Genomic DNA, 16,205 nt, shown 5'->3' with positions numbered 1-16,205 from the left:
AATGGTGATTACTCGTTGCGGAGGGTAATAATACTGGGTGCGGGCGGTCGAGACCTACATGTATTCAACATGTACTTCAGGCATAACCCAGAGTATAAGGTTGTGGCTGTCGCCCAGGTTCAGATACCAGGTATTGGTGGTAAGCGTTACATAAAGGGTTCAGGAGATCTCTATCAACCAGGCGGTATACCCCTAGTTGGACTTAAGGATCTCGAGGATTTAAACCGGTTAATTAGAGACTTGGGTGCTGATGAGGTTATCTTAGCATATAGTGATTTACTTTATAATGATGTCGGTAAAATAATAAGTATTATTTTAGCAAGTGGTGCAAGCTTTAGGATTCTTGGTCCGAGGGATACCATGATAAAGTCCTCCAAGCCAATGATAGGTGTTGTTGCTACTAGAACAGGTGCTGGTAAATCAACGGTTTCCCATGAGGTAACAGTAGAACTCCTTAGGAGAGGACTAAGGGTCGCGTCAATAAGGCATCCCATGATTTATATGAATCCCGATGATATGCTTGTTCAGATATTTAAGACAAAGCAGGACTTGATGAAAATAACGTTTGAGGAAAGGGAGGAGTATGAACATTATATTGAGATCGGTGTACCCGTACTTGCTGGTGTTGATTATGAGATGATACTCAATGAGGCAGAGACCATGGCAGACGTAATACTATGGGATGGTGGTAATAACGATTTCCCATTCTACTACACTGATTACTTAATAACGGTTACTGATGCCAGGAGACCAGGGCATGAGGTCGGCAGCTTCCCTGGTGAGGTAAATACTAGGTTGGCCAATTCAATAATAATAACGAAGGTGTCTGATTCAACTCCTGATAATGTTAGGACAATAATCAATAATATTAAAGCCGTTAATCAAGGAGCATCAATTACGCAGGCTGATCTTGAGGTTTACCTGGATAATCCGAATGAAGTATCAGGTAAGAGGGTGATTGTTATTGAGGATGCGCCAACGGTCACTCATGGAGGTTTACCATACGCGGCAGGGTACATAGCAGCCAAGAAGTATAATGCTGAGATAGTAGATCCAAAACCGTACGCTGTGGGCATAATAAAGGAGACCTACGCCAAGTATACGCACATGGGGTCAGTACTACCAAGCCTAGGCTATACTCCAGAGCAAATAAGGGATTTAGAGGAGACCATAAGGAGGATACCAGCTGACGTAGTCATTATGGGTACTCCAGCTCACATTGAGGATGTTGTTAAGATTGATAAGCCAATAGTTAGGGCTAAATGGAGACTTAAGGTTCTTGAAGGGCCAACAGTAGGTCAGTTAATTGATGAATTCCTTGAGCGAGTGAGACTTAAGTAATTTGTTGATGGTTCATGACTAAGTCCATTAAATACCTTGGTATTGGTTTATTGTTCATGCTTATTAGTTTTCCATAATTAATTACTATTGGTATTACGCCTTCCCAATGCTTATCGCTACTAATTTTGGGTCCTCCCTCCCTCTTCTTGATTGCGAAATCCTCAATCTTAACCTTGACAACAGCCACTGAATTCAACTCATCAATTGTCGGTAAGTCAGTATCGCCTATTCTTCCAGGTACTAACCTATTAATTATTAATTGAAATACACGAAGTTTTTCAGCTGGTTCATTAACGAATGACCCCCTACCATATACAATAACTGATGCGTAATTAATTGAGTTATTACATAGATCACTTGAGAGGACTATCCCATGGATTTCCGTCACAGCAATAACTATTGGTGATCCACCACCTATTATCTTAATCAATCTACTATCAGGTGATCCATGCATGTAAATGTACTGGTCATCATTAACATAAAGCATTGGTATTACATATGGCTCACCCTCATCTATAAATCCAACATGACATATGAAGTTTCTACTCAGTATTTTCATGAGTTCATCCCTATCATAAGAAGCCCTCTCGCTGTATCTAACGACTTTAACCTTACGGATGTCCACACAATGTTAAAACTATTTACTAATTAAGGATTATCATAATGATAAATTCTCCTCATCCCTAACTACGACAGGTCTAGCATGGATAACTCCTTCTAAATACCTGGTCGTCAGGTCGATTATGAATTGCACGGAGTCAAGGAGTCTCTCATCATCAATGCCAGGTACACCTGCGGTAATTATTAATACATTTTTTGTTTCAGTCCTTATCTTCGTAATTTCAGAATCCCTATATGGATAAACATGTAGTATTAAGCCATCTATTGTCGATAGTATAATTTGATTATTGCTTAGGGTCCTTTTAGGTGAACCAATTGGATTAAAGGTCTCTCCATCCCGTGCATATCGTATGATGAGATCCTTACCACCAAAACTATCAATATCATAAAGCCCAATTGGTACTAAGTACTTTATGCTTGCTGCATTCCCAATATCAACCACTGGATTAATCCTTGGCAAGTCCTCACCCCTGAGAATCCTTCTAAGCAGTGCCTCCTGGGCTGGTCGTTGCTTAGTTGGGTCTATACCAAGTTCATGCCAATAAAAATCCCTATAAAACCTGATTATAGGGTCATCCTTAAGCTTATCAAGACTGTACTTAGACCTAACATCCTCGATAGTATTGTTAATGGTAGCCAGTAATTCGCTTGGGTAATCATTATTAATTACATTACTGACTATGCCTACACCAACAAAGACCTTACCCCTGAGCTTAGTATCTATTGAGAGTTTCACGCGATTCCATAACAATATTTTGATATTAAATTTTTACCAATAAATCAGCTCTGGTGCCACTCCTCATTATTCAGAAATACCAGTCTTCATCACTCTGCTTCATCATTGCTTAAAGAAATTTTTAATACCTACCTTAATTATGTTCGCGTGTTAGTGATGAGCACCTCGACCCCTGACATTATGAGGAGTGGTATTACGGCTGATCTCATATCCAGTATTCAATAAGGCTAACCTTACGCCTAACCACAGCACCACAATTGGGGCATTGCAACAAATCATTGCCTTTTAATTTCAATGCATGACCGCATCTAGGGCATCTTGCATAAACAACACCAAGTTGCGCATCCCTTAGGGTTAACGTATATGGCGGATCCCTAGATATTACTCTAGCTCTAATTATGTCACCAATTCCAAGTATTTCACTGGCGTTACTTGACTTACCATTTAGTAATTGGGATGGCGGTATTATGCCCGTCACATCATCCTTCAACGCCATCTTGCCGCCATTATTCTCAACACCAATTATCTTCACAATAACAACCCTATCATTTGGTATTGCTATGACTCTGCCATAAACGACATCGTTTACCCTTAATAATGAATTACTGCTTCTTAAGGGTTTAACGCTAACTACATGGTCCCGCTCATTCCTAACTACAATACCCATAACCTGAGCCCTCAACTTACCATCCGTATCAACTTCAACATTCTCCCCAGGTAAATATTCCTCAGCGACACCTATAACATCTCCCGGTGCAACTATTTCTTTATCCATGGTTTATTCACCACTTAGTCCTATTATAGTCCTTGATTACTGAGCACGAAACCCTTTATAAACCTTTAAAATCAAGGACCTTGTGGTTAGGATACTCGTAACAAACGATGATGGTATATACAGCCCAGGACTTAGGATGCTTTATGAATACGTTAAGGATTTGGGTGATGTCTATGTTGTTGCCCCTGAAACGCCAAAGTCCGCCTCAGGACTTGGCATAACGCTGCATAAGCCTCTCAGGGTTTCTAGAGTGGATTTATGTGGGTTTGAGGTTTATGCAACATCGGGTACTCCATCAGATACAATATATTTAGCGGCGCTTGAGATAACGGGTAATGTTGACCTTGTTCTCTCCGGTATAAATGTTGGTGATAATACATCAATGCAAGTCATACTATCTTCAGGTACATTGGGCGCTGCATTCCAAGCAGCATTGCTTGGTATTCCAGCAATAGCGTATTCTGTTGATGTTGAAAGTAGTGATGAGCTTGAAAACAATGAGGAGTTAGTACCGATTTTGAGGGCTGTAGTTAGAGAATCAACAATGTTCATATTGAGAAATGGCATGCCCAGGGGTGTTGATGTAATAAGCATAAACTTTCCAAGGGCCATAAGTAAGGACGTTAAGGTTAAACTTGTTAGGGCTTCAAAGTTAAAATTCTCTGAGAAGGTTGATGTAAGGATTGATCCCAGGGGAAACAAGTATTATTGGCTTTTTGGTTCACTAATAGAGCCTGAACCTGACAGTGATACGTATGTTGTTCATAAGGAGAACAACATAGCATTGACTCCATTAACACTTGATATGAATGCTCTGGGACCGCATACGTATACCGACCTTAAGGTGCTTAATGGTCTTATTGATGATCTCAATAATGCCATTAAAAATAGTTTAAATGGAAAATAACGTGGTGCTATGGACCGCAATATCAATGGCGCATTAACATTAATAATATTGCGTGAAATTTTTAAATACTCAACATAGTTTGTGATGGGTGTCCATTATTGATTCACGATTCACACTGGAGGTTCAGTTCGATGTAAAAAGGATCGAGGAAGTAGTTAGGCAGTATTGGCATGATATAAATATCGAGGGAAGATGGCGTGAAGGTCCTGGAAATACTGATAAATGGTTCACGTTCCTTGAAGGCCCACCAACAACTAATGGCTTTCCACACGTTGGCCATATTAGGGGTAGGACGTATAAGGACGTTGTTCTCAGGTATCACAGATTGCTTGGCTATAGGGTTTGGGCTCAGGGTGGCTGGGATGAGCAGGGGCTTCCCGTGGAGATTGAGGTTGAGAAGAAGCTTGGGCTTAGGACTAAGAAAGATATTGAGAAGGTTGGTTATGATAGGTTTAGTCTTGAGTGTAACTCACTGGTTGATTATTACCTTGAGAAGTGGAGGGAGGTTGGTACGAGGAGGCTTGGGCTTTGGCTCGACCTTGAGAGGGCCTATGAAACTAGGAGACCTTATTATATAGAGCATGTTTGGTCATTCCTAAAGAATGCTTGGGAAAAAGGATTATTGTTTGAGGACTATAGGGTACTGCCCTTCTGTCCAAGGTGTGAGACCGCACTTAGTGATGCTGAGGTTGACCAGGGCTATGAGGATAGAGAGGACCCATCAATATTTGTTAAATTCCCAGTGGAGGGCGTCAACAATACCTACCTAGTTATTTGGACCACAACACCCTGGACTTTAGTTGATAATGAGGCTGTTGCTGTTAATCCAAATTTTAACTATGCGCTGGTTAAGGTTAGCATTGAGGGTAGGGTTGAGTATCTATGGCTTGCTGAGGAGCTTGTACCGAGGTTAATGGAGAAGTTCGGTATTAAGGATTATGAAATTGTGAAGGTGGTTAAGGGGTCAGAGCTTGCTGGAACTAGGTATAGGCACATTTATATGGATAAGGTACCAATACATGCAGGTCACATTGAGAAGGCGCACTATGTTGTTTTAGCTGATTTCGTAACTCTTGAGGACGGTACTGGGCTTGTACATATAGCCCCTGCTCATGGACCTGAGGATTTTGAGGTTGCCAAGAAGTATGGTTTGCCGATAACAAATTCTGTGGAAATTAATGGGATATTTAATGAGAACGGTGGTGAATTCCGTGGTAAGTATTGGCTCGATGTTTCCCAGGAAGTAATTAGGGATTTGAAGGAAAGGAATTTACTTCTTCATTATGGTACGATAACTCATGCATATCCGCATTGTTGGAGGTGTGGTACACCATTGATTTACAGAACTGATAGACAGTGGTTCATTAGGGTATCCGCTTATAGGGATAGGTTTGTTGAGGAGCTTAAGAAGGTGAAGATATACCCAGACTTCCTGAGGGATAGGTTCGATAATTGGGTTGCTAATGCCAGGGATTGGACAATATCGAGAAGTAGGGTTTGGGGTACGCCATTACCTGTGTGGCGTTGTAGGGATGATCCGAGTAAGGTCCTAGTCATAGGTTCATTAGATGAATTAAAGAGATACGCAAGGTTTATACCAAACGTGCCGTCTGACATGCTCATACATAGGCCGTGGATAGATATGGTTAAGATAGAGACTGAGGATTGTAAAGAGTGGGTTAGGGAGCCATTTGTCGTGGATGTTTGGATGGATAGTGGTGTTGCTTGGATAGCCAGCGTCGATGGCCTTAGAAATAAGGAATTATTCAATAGGTTATATCCCTATGACTGGGTAACGGAAGCCATAGATCAAACAAGGGGTTGGTTCTATTCATTATTAGTAACTTCGGTTCTTTGGATGAATAAGGCTCCATATAAATCAATATTAATTAGCGGTCATGTAGTCGATAAGTATGGACAAAAAATGAGCAAGTCTAAGGGTAATGTAGTGTGGGCTGAGGATTTATTTAACAAGTGGGGTGCCGACCCAACAAGGCTATACCTACTAATTAAGTCTTCTCCTTGGGATACCATGTCAGTAGATCCAGATGAAATTGTGGAGACTAGGAGTACATTATCAATATTATGGAATATCGTTAAATTCGCAGATACTTACATGACCCTTGATAAGTTTGACCCAGCCATGCATAGGCTTGAGGAGTTGGTGGATAAGGGATTGATTGAGGACAAATGGATACTTAGCAGGTTCTATAGTAGGTTGAATAGGTTCATCAATTACATGAATAATATGGAACTTCACATGGCTGCTAGGGAGTGGGTTGGTCTAGTAGTTGATGATTTAAGTCATGGCTATATTAGGTTAATTAGGCGTAGGGTTTGGACTGAGGAGAGTAGGGAGGATAAGTACGCGGCATATTCAATTCTTTATTATGTAATTAAGGGAGTATTGATAATGGGATCGGCATTGGTACCGCACATAACCGAATATCTATGGAATTCATTCATAAGGAGGTTTGAGAAAAATGAAGTAGATAGTGTACACCTGACATCAATGCCTCGGGTAAATGAGAAATACATAGATGAGAAACTAGAGAATGCCTTTGATTCATTATTTATGATATTCTCAGATATTGCAGAAATGAGAAATAGGATAAAGGTGAAGTTAAGGTGGCCCCTCGCTAGGGCTGTAATTAAAGTTGATGGTGATGATCTAGACATGCTTAGGCAGGTGAAGCATTTACTTGAGTATCTGGCTAACGTTAAGGAAGTAGAATTTGTAAATGAATTAGGTCAATGTAATGAGAGCGAGTATGTTAGGGCACAGGGTAAGGGTTACGAGATATGTCTTAGTAAGGCAATGGATAAGAGACTATATTATGAGGCTCTTGCAAGGGAGATTGTTAGGCGTATACAAACTATGAGGGCTAAGGCTAACCTTAAGGTTGATGAGAGGATAAGGGTTTATGTGAATACGGGGAGTGACGAATTACTGTCCGCAATAAGTGAATATAGAGATTACGTAATGAATGAGGTTAGGGCTATTGACATAGTCATTGGCAAGTTGCCAGCAAACGCATTTACCATGGATTGGGACATTGAGGATATGAAGGTTAGGATAGGGATAGAACGCATAACTCAATAATCAGTTATAACTCCCATACTAATTAGGTGCTTAAGTGCTCTTCTAACAACTCTCCTAATAATTACCCTGCCCCTAAAGGAACCAAATAGCTTAATCGCAGCCTTACGAATACTACCCTCATTAATTAATTCCTGTAATATTTTCCTCTCCTCCTCACTCATTGGTACATTATACCTAAGTGCAAGCCTAGCAATATCAATGGGACCAAGTCCAACTGAGCCATCATCCCTATGGCCAATCCTATCAGTAACTTCAAGCATTAATATCGTAACCCAATCATTACTTGAAACATCGCCATAAATCTTCCTCAATTCATCAATTAAGGAATCTCTACTAATAAAACCATCAGTCACGGCATCCTCATCAGTTAGTTCAGAGACCCTTTTATAAAGAACATTCACTATTCGCGCCCTTGCAACAACCATACCACCACTATGAATAAACACCTCCCTATACTTCGGTCTAATTATACCAAGCCTAATTGTCGTGAACCTACCGTTATCTAACTTATCCAGGTACTTCGACTTAAGCATTAGGTGCCTACCCAGGTAAACAATCCTACGCATCCTTACGGTTAATGAGGGAGAGAGCACTTTTAAAAGCGTTTATTCGCGGTATACCTAATGAATCTTGGGAATATTGTTAAGTACGTAAATGCGGCCTACGCAGGTCTAATGATAGGATTAGCTGCCTACTTCGTAATATTGATAAAGCATGGCTATACATTCATTACATCAAGCTCCATAAGCATTTCTCAATTATTCTCATCAGGTGCATTAGGGCCATTAGCGCTCGGTATAATTCCCTGGACATTAATGATAATGATTATTGCAACAATATTTATTGTTTTGATTAATATGATTTACGAGAATAGTCTAAGGCCCATTAGGAGAGAGAAGGAAAAAGGAAAAGAAGCAAAGATAAGAGAGGAAAGGAAAGCCAGGGGTAAAAGTAAAAGATGATTTTATGTTCAAGTAAGGGTAATTCTCACTCTATCTCCTTTTCTGTTAACCTACGCTTTACGGCCCTATCAAAGACTATCCAATTCCTATACCAATCCTCATTAGCCTTCTTAAGCTCCATCAATATTGCCTTGGTTAAGTCCTTGGCTGTTACTTTATCCACGTCCATGAATTGACATTCAATCTTTCTAGCTATTCTTCGTGCAGCGTCTATTGGCGCCCCTGTTTTTAATATACTAACTATTATCTTTTCGATTATGAAGTCCTCCTCAGAACCATCCCTCTTAACTACCTTATTTACCATTAATTATTTAGCAAAAAGTTGCCTAAAATATCTTTCTCCTTCAATGATTCTCCATACTATTGTCATCTTTTAAGTATAATTTGTGAGGATAATAATGATTCAACCTTACCAATATAGAGGACCTTCTCTATCTCCTCATAGTTATCATTAACTCTGATCATACCAAGCCTAATATGATCAATCATATTTTCATTATTGAACGACTCATGTACTGATACCACTGCTTTACCAGTATTATAGTAAATCTTTCGTAATATACCCAATGACAAAAGATAGTTATTCTTATCCTCCAATGCCACTAATAATCCGCTCTCCCAATTCTCAGGTAATATGGCTATATTTACGTCACCAAGATTCCTAACTTGGAATTCCTTAACATTGCCGATGGCCACTGCGGCATTACCCCACTGTTCAATATAGTGTATTGGCAGGTTAAGACTTCTTCTAATGAGACTTATAATATAGTTATCATACTTCAACCCATTAAATAATGGTAAATTTATGATAGGTCTCTCCCTAAGATTTATGCTTAATTCTCTCGAAGGCATTAAATACTTACTATAACCCATTTCTCTCCTTATCTTCCTATCATCCCTATCCCTAATTCTTGCGTTTGGTGGTGATGGTATTACAATAACATTTCTAGCTAGGCTGGATAATTCCTTGAGTAGCCCGTCAACCTCATCATTACGTTTAATCACGATGATGTGGCTCGCATTAGCTCGCTTGACCATTTCAAGTTTAAACTTTATGGCTATTGAGTCAGAAACCCATCCATCAGTATTAATTACTATGGTATCGGCATTATAGTTATGTTTAAGGTCATCGATTAATCTAGAAATTGAATCTAATACGTAATTCCATACATGTTCTATACTTGTTGTCTTTACGAATACAGACCTCAAATTCCTCAACTGTGTTAAGTGCGTTATGAAACTTGTTGCTATTGATGCTGAGATTGTCGTTGGCGGTCCAATATCGTTTTGTCCTGGATCACCATCAATAACACCAACCCTAAGGTTCTCTCTCACTCCCTTATTTACTAGGATTGTCGTCACGGTCGTTTTACCAACATCCATAGCGCCCAGTATTATTATCGTGGAGTTCCTTAGTGGTATTGCGGATAATGCCCTATCCCACACATCAATGACTTCGTTGTTTCCATCTACCTTCTCAATCTTACCCTCAGGACCAAGCACAACATCAATCTTAGAATCATTCAATGACTTAGCAATTATTCTTCTACCCCTCATAACAGTAAATGAATCCCCTGAGCCATATTCAACACCCAATACATATAACCTACCATTCATTACCCTAATACTTGCAGGTCCGTCAATACTTAAGAATTCATTGGGTCCAACTGCCTGGATATCCACAGCATAATTATTACTTACGTAATTATTTAAGCTTGATTACTCAATAAAGGTATGTTGTTTTATTATTAATATAAAGCTAAATCCCTGAAGTCATACGGTATTGGCCTACCCTTCTTCTTAAGCTCTTCGTATCTATTTGCAAGAAATGCCTCAAGTATTGGGCAACCCTCGTACCTACCCTCCCTTGGGCATTTATTGTTCTCAGTATTGAATAATATGAAGCAGTCGCCAGACCTTGTGTCGTAGTATGGGCATTTCTTATAGTAATCCTTCATTGACCTTATTATCCTAACAATCCATCGCTGCTTAGGGTCCCTTATTTCTCGCTTTAATTCATACTCATTTAGGTCTTCCTCATCCGAGTAACCATATTTCACCAAAACCACCTTTTCGAAACGACTAAGGCGTTATTGAGTAAGGATATTAATACCTTTCTCCTCATGCATAGGCAAATTAGTTAAAACGATGTAGCACTAAAAATTTAAAGCTCAATAAGTGCGTTTGTACTGAATGGCAACAGGTAAGGACTTGATGACATTATTGCCGCGACTATCAGACTTAGTTAAGAGGGAGGAAGTCCAGGTTAATAGGTTGATCGCCGATGCTATAAGGACTAAGGGCGTTAAGAAGATACTTACGGAGTTGGAGAGGGAGCTTAAGGGATTGAATGATATCGCAATGGACGTACTAAGTAGCCTTGCCGTGGGTAGGCATGTGCTCATAATGGGACCCGTGGGTATAGGGAAGACATCACTGGCTGAATCATTGGCGGATATAATCCATATCTCCGAGCCTCCTTACATTGAGGTTGCATGCCATAGTCATATGACAGCCACAGAATTAACAGGCGATATTGATATAGCAGTGGCTTTACAGGCTGGTCTTGATCATCCACTGGCTTATATACCTGGCCCCTTGGTTATGGCTCACAGTGGCATATTAATACTTGACGAAATAAATAGGTTAAATCCATATAGCCAGGCAGCCCTGTTACAGGTTCTCCAGGAGCACTACGTATTCATCAGGGGCTTCAAGATAAGGAGTGACTTCCTAGTAATAGCTACGTCAAACCCTGCCGAGTACTCGGGCGTTTATGAACTCAGTGAGGCGTTGGCGGATAGGATGAAGGTTGTAGAGATACCATACCCTGACAAGGACCTTCTGAAGTCAATCCTTTCCTGGAAGAGTAGCCTATACATGGAGCATCTTGGTTTAAAAGCTCCTGATGCATTGACTGACGTCACTGCTACATTCATGACACTAGTTGCTCAAGATAGTAATATAGAAGTTGGGCCAAGCATTAGGTCGGCAATATATGCAATAACGACTGCCATGTCGAGGGCATGGCTAGATGGTAGGGAGGTATCATTAAATGATTTGAAGAAGGAGATCATTAGTAATATGGTTAATGTGGTGCGTGGAAACTTCGCCAATGAAACGGAAAAGAGGGATTACCTTGCACGTAAGTTTGATGAAGCTATAATGATGTATAGGAGATATTCAAGGAGATGACCATCACTATGAACAATTATGAGTAATTAAATGGGTAAGTTATTTAATATGGCATACAATATTCATAATGGGGTTAAGGCTTGAGTACAAATGCTGATCCGGCGCAAATGATAACGAGAGTACTCAGTAAGGTTTATGAGTACTTGCAGGAAGATTCTAGGGTCGTTAGGCCAGGTTCAATAAGGAGCTTTGAGGCGGCGGCCGATGACATAATGATGAGGATACTAATTGAGGGTGGTGTTGATTATGAAAAATTTAAGGAGACAATTACTAGAGTTGGTATTGAGAACCTCTATTTATCTGTGGAAACATCAAACCCCGATGATAAGAAGAGAGTTCTTGAGGAGGCCTTTGAAAGGGCCTTTGAGGATATTGAGAAGAATCAGAGCGAGACTGAGGAGCCATCCATGCAGCAAGTGGCTGGCTTTAATGTTAATAATAATGGTGAGACCAGTGAGGGTGAGAATACGGAGGAGAACTATGAAAGAGGCACTAATAATGTTGGTAGTGGATTTGGCGCTGAATATAGCGCTGAGGAGAACCAGGATCTATCTATGAGTAGGTCATTAATTGCCAATATTGATGAACGTAATAAGGATGCCAAGCTTGACTCAATAATATCAACAATATACGAAATACTATATGGCGGTGTTGGAACGGTTAACTTCCTAAACCTAGCTCAATTAATAAACATGTTTATAGATCCTTATGTTAACATTGTGGAGAAGGTCAAGGTTCTTAGAAAAATGGAGCCATACTTAAGAAACTATGGATTATTGCCTACAGATTTTAGGAGAAGTAAGGATGGGGAGAGAATGTTTGAAGCCTTGAGGAATGTAGTTAGAAATGCCATGAGTAGTATGGGTCAGGTAAAGATTGTTAGGTTTACGGACATTGATAAATACCCAACATACGTAGTCAGTGTCAGGGAGTATAAGGTTGGCGATAATTACTTTGACGTTGATCTGCAAAAGACAGCTATGAACCTAAGTAGAAAGACAATGATGCACAAACTATTCACTAATAAGGACATTGTGGTTAAGGAGTACGCGAATGTTAAGACCATAGATATCGTCCTATGCTTAGACGTATCAGGCAGCATGAGGGAGCTTAGTAGTGGTATGCCCAAGATAGAGATTGCAAAGGATGCTGTTTCCCAATACATACAATTCCTTTCAAAGACCAATGATAGGTTAGCAATGGTACTCTTTAACTTCAGGGCTGATGTACTGTGGGGGTTGCACCAGGTTAGGAGGTATTGGCAGCAGATGAACTATATGCTTAAGTACGTATATGCTGGTGGTGGTACGAATTTAGCAAATGCACTTGAGAGGTCCAGGGAAGTATTGACCAGGTCTAAAAGTAATTCTAAGCATGTTATCTGTGTAACTGATGGTAGGACCGTTAACTCAAGCATGTGTGTTAAGGAGGCTGTTAGACTTAGGAGAAATGGCACGACCATATCCACCATAGCCATTGGTGAGAATAGTGATGATGAACTGTTAATGAGGCTTTCGAAGATTGGCGGTGGACTTTTCATAAAGATAAGTAGTATACACGACCTGGGCAAGGCATTGATAATGGATAAACTACATAGTATGTAGTATCATTAAATTAATGATAATGCATCTCATAATACGCTGAATTACTGACTTAAATTTCTTTATATACTCACATGTTATTATTAATTTGGTGAATTAAGTGCTTAGGTGCTTTAATGATTACGTGAGTTTTATCGTGAAATACCCATTTAGCAAGGAGGGTCTCACAAGATTTAGGGAAATAACCAGTGAAAGGGGGATATACATTAATGACTTGGCTGATTCAGTAATGGGTAAGCAATTGCTTCAGCGTGCTTATGAAATACTCAGCGAAGCAATAATGAAAAACTCAATAACAGATGACCCAGATATTGGCGAGGATGAATTACTGGCGCATTACATAGCGGTAGTGCTAGCTGCGCATCTTGATAAGTCCTTATGGAGAAGATTTGCTGATGTAGAGAGCAAGAGATTTTCAAGTAAATTACTGCTTGAGGACCCTGATTGTGTAATATACCTTGCTAAGGAATTTGGTATCAATGCCGTAAGGCTGAGAGACCTTGAAGTTTATGACGAGAACCTGGCATTAGCCTTCGACGTGGGTGTCAGGATTTGGGATTACTTGAGGTACATGCCTAAGAATGATCCATATTGGAAGCTCGTTAACAGATACCTATTAAGGGGTTGGGTATTAATCACGTATAAAGACTTGGTTAGGCTCGTGGAGGAGGCTGTGGAGAAGAAGGTCATTGAGTTAATTAGTAAAGCTGCTGAGAATCTTGATGAAACAAGACCACTGGTTGATGCGCTAAATGGAATGAAGGAACTTAAGGAGTATAAGCCTGGGTCCACTATTAAGGTTAAGGTCCAAATAACTGGTTTAACACCACCCTGCATGGATTCAATAATTAACGAAATTAAAACTGGTGGTAATCCGAGCCACCAAGCTAGGTTTGCCATCGCAGCCTACATGCTTAGGAGATGCCATGACCTTGAGGGCAAGCCAATGGAGGATTGTGTTGATGATGTGGTTAATTTATTTAAAACCGTGGCGGATTTTGATGAGAAGAAGACTAGGTACCAGGTAGAGCATATTGCTGGCCTTAGGGGTGGACATAAGTTCTACATGCCTCCATCCTGCCAGGAAATGAATAGTCTAGGATTGTGCCCAACCAACTTGGGTTGTGGAGTTAAAAACCCACTGCAGTATACCGTTAAGGCAATTAAGAAATTTCAATCAATGCAGCAGGCACATAGTTAATGACTACGCATACATCATTCCCTCACCCTGTCTCTGCTGTTGAGGTGGAGGTACTATGGGCATTGCCGGTGGAATACCCAGTTCCTTGAGTAATAGATTTACCTCAAAGAATACGTATTGACCAATCATCATCTGAATTACTTGCGGTGACTTACCTGAATTCACGGACTTCACAATATCCTCAAGTTGCTTTGGGTCACCCTGAATAATTAATGCACCTCTAATTGATATGTTGACAATGGATGGATTGGAACTTGCGGCTAATGAAAAGGGTATCTCAACAATATCACCCCTGGTCACGGCATTAGGCCCAATGACAAGGTTCACATTAAATGCAACCTGTGTTTGCGGTGGTATTAATTGGAGGCGTTCTGCATGTAGGTAGTCGAATCTAATACCCACGGCCTTAAACGATACTCCAGACATATTTGGCAAAATACTTAAATTTAAATGGTAATTTAAAGTCTACGCATGGGGAGTAATCAATCTAAAGGAACCGTGGATTTAATAAGGAAGGCATTAATAAAGGTGGGTTCTGAATTAAGTAAGAGGAGTATTGAGTTCATGCTTATAGGTAGTGCCGTGTTACCCCTTCTATATGGTATTGATTGGAACGTACATGACATAGACATGTTCATCATAAACAAATCAACAATAACGGAACCAGAGCTTTTTGAGGATATAGCCAGGGAGAATGATTGGGATGTTGGTATGGACATGAATGGAATGATGTATTACGAAATCCTAGTTGATGCCCAGGTAGTTAGAGTTGACCTCATGGAGAACATACTCGACATATACATACCCGAGGAAATGGTAAGAAATGCTGTGAAGGTTAAGGTTAATGGTCTTGAAATAAGGAGTATAAGGCTTGAGGACCTATTAGTCCTAAAGGCCAGGGAGGCTAGTGAGGAGGGCGATGAATTTCTATCAAGGATCGCCGAAGTGCTCGCAGATCCAGAGAGTAAGGTAGGTATTGATAGGGAGTATTTAAGGAGGGCCATTAATTATTACGTTGATGATAAGGATGCGATTGAAAGAAGACTCGAGAAATCAGGTATATACCTTGAGTAAGGATAATTTTACTTCATGTGCTCGACACTATATACATAGATTCCATCTAAGACGCCGGGGCCACCTTCACGACCATGGGGACTAATCCTCTCCTCGCCTCTCAATGTTGTAGCTAATTCAACGTTTGCCGCAAATTGACTAACAATCTCCTTATCAATACCCTCGACAACAATGTCATCCTTAGTAGTTGACACCTTAACACCCTTGGGTATATTGAGCATAATCTTTGATCTCCTACCCATGAAATTCTCAATAATTAATTGATTACCCTGAACCTTGGCATTCATTGGGAAGTGGGAGAACACAATCTTAAGCTTGTACCTCCAGCCCTTTGTAACTCCAAGGATCATATTCTTAATGTGGCCAGCCACGGTACCAACGACAGCCTTCTCACTCCTACCAGCAAAGTAAGACTCAACAATTATAGAGCCATCGGAAGCCCTTATAATAACTGGTATATTACCGAAGTTTCTTTCCAGGGTACCCAATGGGCCCTTAATAACAACCTTACTACCACTAACATCAACCTTAACACCCTCTGGAACCTCCACCTCCTCATACACGTACGGCTGTCTAGCCATATCGGTTGATCATCAATTAAACCCCTATTAAAGCGTTTAGTATCGTTAATATCAATTAGTAAACAATATACCTATATTTAGGATATCACGTGACTTACGATCAGCTAG

At 40.3% G+C, this 16,205-nt stretch carries 17 protein-coding genes; 8 read left to right on the top strand and 9 right to left on the bottom strand.

Going from position 1 to position 16,205, the window contains the following annotated elements; translation table 11 throughout:
* Nucleotides 1-15 precede the first annotated feature (15 nt).
* The gene (locus ACP5L5_RS07675) at nucleotides 16-1,341 is read left to right on the top strand and encodes a cyclic 2,3-diphosphoglycerate synthase (RefSeq protein WP_048057047.1); all 1,326 of its coding nucleotides are present in this window, start codon (nucleotides 16-18) and stop codon (nucleotides 1,339-1,341) included.
* On the opposite strand, the gene ACP5L5_RS07670 is transcribed toward ACP5L5_RS07675, so the two are convergent.
* From ACP5L5_RS07670 to ACP5L5_RS07660, 3 genes are all read right to left on the bottom strand, one after another.
* Complete coding sequence (locus tag ACP5L5_RS07670; protein WP_428762805.1) at nucleotides 1,334-1,966, bottom strand: pyridoxamine 5'-phosphate oxidase family protein; 633 nt, start codon at nucleotides 1,964-1,966, stop codon at nucleotides 1,334-1,336. The genes ACP5L5_RS07675 and ACP5L5_RS07670 overlap by 8 nt on opposite strands.
* A gap of 33 nt (nucleotides 1,967-1,999) precedes the next feature.
* Nucleotides 2,000-2,698: a B3/B4 domain-containing protein gene (locus ACP5L5_RS07665; RefSeq protein ID WP_428762804.1), complete on the bottom strand. Its 699-nt coding sequence runs from the start codon at nucleotides 2,696-2,698 to the stop codon at nucleotides 2,000-2,002.
* A 205-nt stretch (nucleotides 2,699-2,903) separates the two neighbouring features.
* Nucleotides 2,904-3,473: an exosome complex RNA-binding protein Csl4 gene (locus ACP5L5_RS07660; RefSeq protein ID WP_428762803.1), complete on the bottom strand. Its 570-nt coding sequence runs from the start codon at nucleotides 3,471-3,473 to the stop codon at nucleotides 2,904-2,906.
* A gap of 82 nt (nucleotides 3,474-3,555) precedes the next feature.
* Between ACP5L5_RS07660 and surE the strand changes: the two genes are divergently transcribed.
* Both surE and ileS read left to right on the top strand, forming a co-directional pair.
* The gene (surE, locus tag ACP5L5_RS07655; protein ID WP_428762802.1) at nucleotides 3,556-4,380 is read left to right on the top strand and encodes a 5'/3'-nucleotidase SurE; all 825 of its coding nucleotides are present in this window, start codon (nucleotides 3,556-3,558) and stop codon (nucleotides 4,378-4,380) included.
* 88 nt (nucleotides 4,381-4,468) lie between these two features.
* The gene (gene ileS / locus ACP5L5_RS07650) at nucleotides 4,469-7,483 is read left to right on the top strand and encodes an isoleucine--tRNA ligase (protein ID WP_428762800.1); all 3,015 of its coding nucleotides are present in this window, start codon (nucleotides 4,469-4,471) and stop codon (nucleotides 7,481-7,483) included.
* Here the strand turns inward: ileS and ACP5L5_RS07645 are convergent.
* Nucleotides 7,477-8,049, bottom strand: a complete 573-nt coding sequence (locus ACP5L5_RS07645; RefSeq protein ID WP_428762799.1) for an ASCH domain-containing protein — start codon at nucleotides 8,047-8,049, stop codon at nucleotides 7,477-7,479. The two genes, ileS and ACP5L5_RS07645, sit on opposite strands and share 7 nt — an antisense overlap.
* Before the next feature lie 57 nt (nucleotides 8,050-8,106).
* Between ACP5L5_RS07645 and ACP5L5_RS07640 the strand changes: the two genes are divergently transcribed.
* Complete coding sequence (locus ACP5L5_RS07640) at nucleotides 8,107-8,445, top strand: hypothetical protein (protein ID WP_428762797.1); 339 nt, start codon at nucleotides 8,107-8,109, stop codon at nucleotides 8,443-8,445.
* Between the two features lie 25 nt (nucleotides 8,446-8,470).
* Here the strand turns inward: ACP5L5_RS07640 and ACP5L5_RS07635 are convergent, their stop codons facing one another.
* From ACP5L5_RS07635 to ACP5L5_RS07625, 3 genes are all read right to left on the bottom strand, one after another.
* Entirely contained in the window at nucleotides 8,471-8,749 is a 279-nt protein-coding gene (locus ACP5L5_RS07635) for an ATP cone domain-containing protein (protein ID WP_013605474.1), read from the bottom strand.
* A 62-nt stretch (nucleotides 8,750-8,811) separates the two neighbouring features.
* The gene (locus tag ACP5L5_RS07630; protein ID WP_428762794.1) at nucleotides 8,812-10,128 is read right to left on the bottom strand and encodes a Clp1/GlmU family protein; all 1,317 of its coding nucleotides are present in this window, start codon (nucleotides 10,126-10,128) and stop codon (nucleotides 8,812-8,814) included.
* Nucleotides 10,129-10,193: 65 nt separating this feature from the next.
* Nucleotides 10,194-10,505 (bottom strand): hypothetical protein, encoded by a 312-nt coding sequence (locus ACP5L5_RS07625; RefSeq protein WP_013605476.1) that lies wholly within the window; start codon nucleotides 10,503-10,505, stop codon nucleotides 10,194-10,196.
* Between the two features lie 133 nt (nucleotides 10,506-10,638).
* On the opposite strand from ACP5L5_RS07625, the gene ACP5L5_RS07620 reads away from it, so the two are divergent.
* The 3 genes from ACP5L5_RS07620 to ACP5L5_RS07610 all read left to right on the top strand — a co-directional run bounded on the left by ACP5L5_RS07620 (nucleotide 10,639) and on the right by ACP5L5_RS07610 (nucleotide 14,442).
* Entirely contained in the window at nucleotides 10,639-11,640 is a 1,002-nt protein-coding gene (locus tag ACP5L5_RS07620) for an AAA family ATPase (protein WP_013605477.1), read from the top strand.
* 80 nt (nucleotides 11,641-11,720) lie between these two features.
* A complete protein-coding gene (locus ACP5L5_RS07615; protein ID WP_273304374.1) occupies nucleotides 11,721-13,244 on the top strand; it encodes a VWA domain-containing protein in 1,524 nt (507 codons plus the stop codon).
* Between the two features lie 97 nt (nucleotides 13,245-13,341).
* Nucleotides 13,342-14,442 carry a DNA primase gene (locus tag ACP5L5_RS07610; protein ID WP_428762792.1) on the top strand — a complete coding sequence of 367 codons (1,101 nt, stop codon included), beginning with the start codon at nucleotides 13,342-13,344 and terminating at the stop codon, nucleotides 14,440-14,442.
* A 3-nt stretch (nucleotides 14,443-14,445) separates the two neighbouring features.
* Here ACP5L5_RS07610 and ACP5L5_RS07605 read toward each other — a convergent pair whose 3' ends face one another.
* Entirely contained in the window at nucleotides 14,446-14,868 is a 423-nt protein-coding gene (locus ACP5L5_RS07605; protein ID WP_013605480.1) for a hypothetical protein, read from the bottom strand.
* A gap of 45 nt (nucleotides 14,869-14,913) precedes the next feature.
* Between ACP5L5_RS07605 and ACP5L5_RS07600 the strand changes: the two genes are divergently transcribed.
* Nucleotides 14,914-15,516 (top strand): nucleotidyltransferase, encoded by a 603-nt coding sequence (locus ACP5L5_RS07600; protein ID WP_428762790.1) that lies wholly within the window; start codon nucleotides 14,914-14,916, stop codon nucleotides 15,514-15,516.
* A gap of 8 nt (nucleotides 15,517-15,524) precedes the next feature.
* Here the strand turns inward: ACP5L5_RS07600 and ACP5L5_RS07595 are convergent, their stop codons facing one another.
* Entirely contained in the window at nucleotides 15,525-16,097 is a 573-nt protein-coding gene (locus ACP5L5_RS07595; protein WP_428762789.1) for a 50S ribosomal protein L6, read from the bottom strand.
* Nucleotides 16,098-16,205 lie beyond the last annotated feature (108 nt).

This window comes from Vulcanisaeta sp., from assembly GCF_049966235.1.
Taxonomy (GTDB): Archaea; Thermoproteota; Thermoprotei; order Thermoproteales; family Thermocladiaceae; genus Vulcanisaeta; species Vulcanisaeta moutnovskia.
This window is presented reverse-complemented; position numbering and strand designations above follow the sequence as displayed.

Coding starts and splice junctions, on each gene's coding strand:
- ACP5L5_RS07660 (WP_428762803.1), bottom strand. CDS start 3,473: ATGGATAAAGAAATAGTTGCACCGGGAGATGTTATAGGTGTCGCTGAG.
- ACP5L5_RS07645 (WP_428762799.1), bottom strand. CDS start 8,049: ATGCGTAGGATTGTTTACCTGGGTAGGCACCTAATGCTTAAGTCGAAG.
- ACP5L5_RS07640 (WP_428762797.1), top strand. CDS start 8,107: ATGAATCTTGGGAATATTGTTAAGTACGTAAATGCGGCCTACGCAGGT.
- ACP5L5_RS07635 (WP_013605474.1), bottom strand. CDS start 8,749: ATGGTAAATAAGGTAGTTAAGAGGGATGGTTCTGAGGAGGACTTCATA.
- ACP5L5_RS07620 (WP_013605477.1), top strand. CDS start 10,639: ATGGCAACAGGTAAGGACTTGATGACATTATTGCCGCGACTATCAGAC.
- ACP5L5_RS07605 (WP_013605480.1), bottom strand. CDS start 14,868: ATGTCTGGAGTATCGTTTAAGGCCGTGGGTATTAGATTCGACTACCTA.
- ACP5L5_RS07600 (WP_428762790.1), top strand. CDS start 14,914: ATGGGGAGTAATCAATCTAAAGGAACCGTGGATTTAATAAGGAAGGCA.
- ACP5L5_RS07595 (WP_428762789.1), bottom strand. CDS start 16,097: ATGGCTAGACAGCCGTACGTGTATGAGGAGGTGGAGGTTCCAGAGGGT.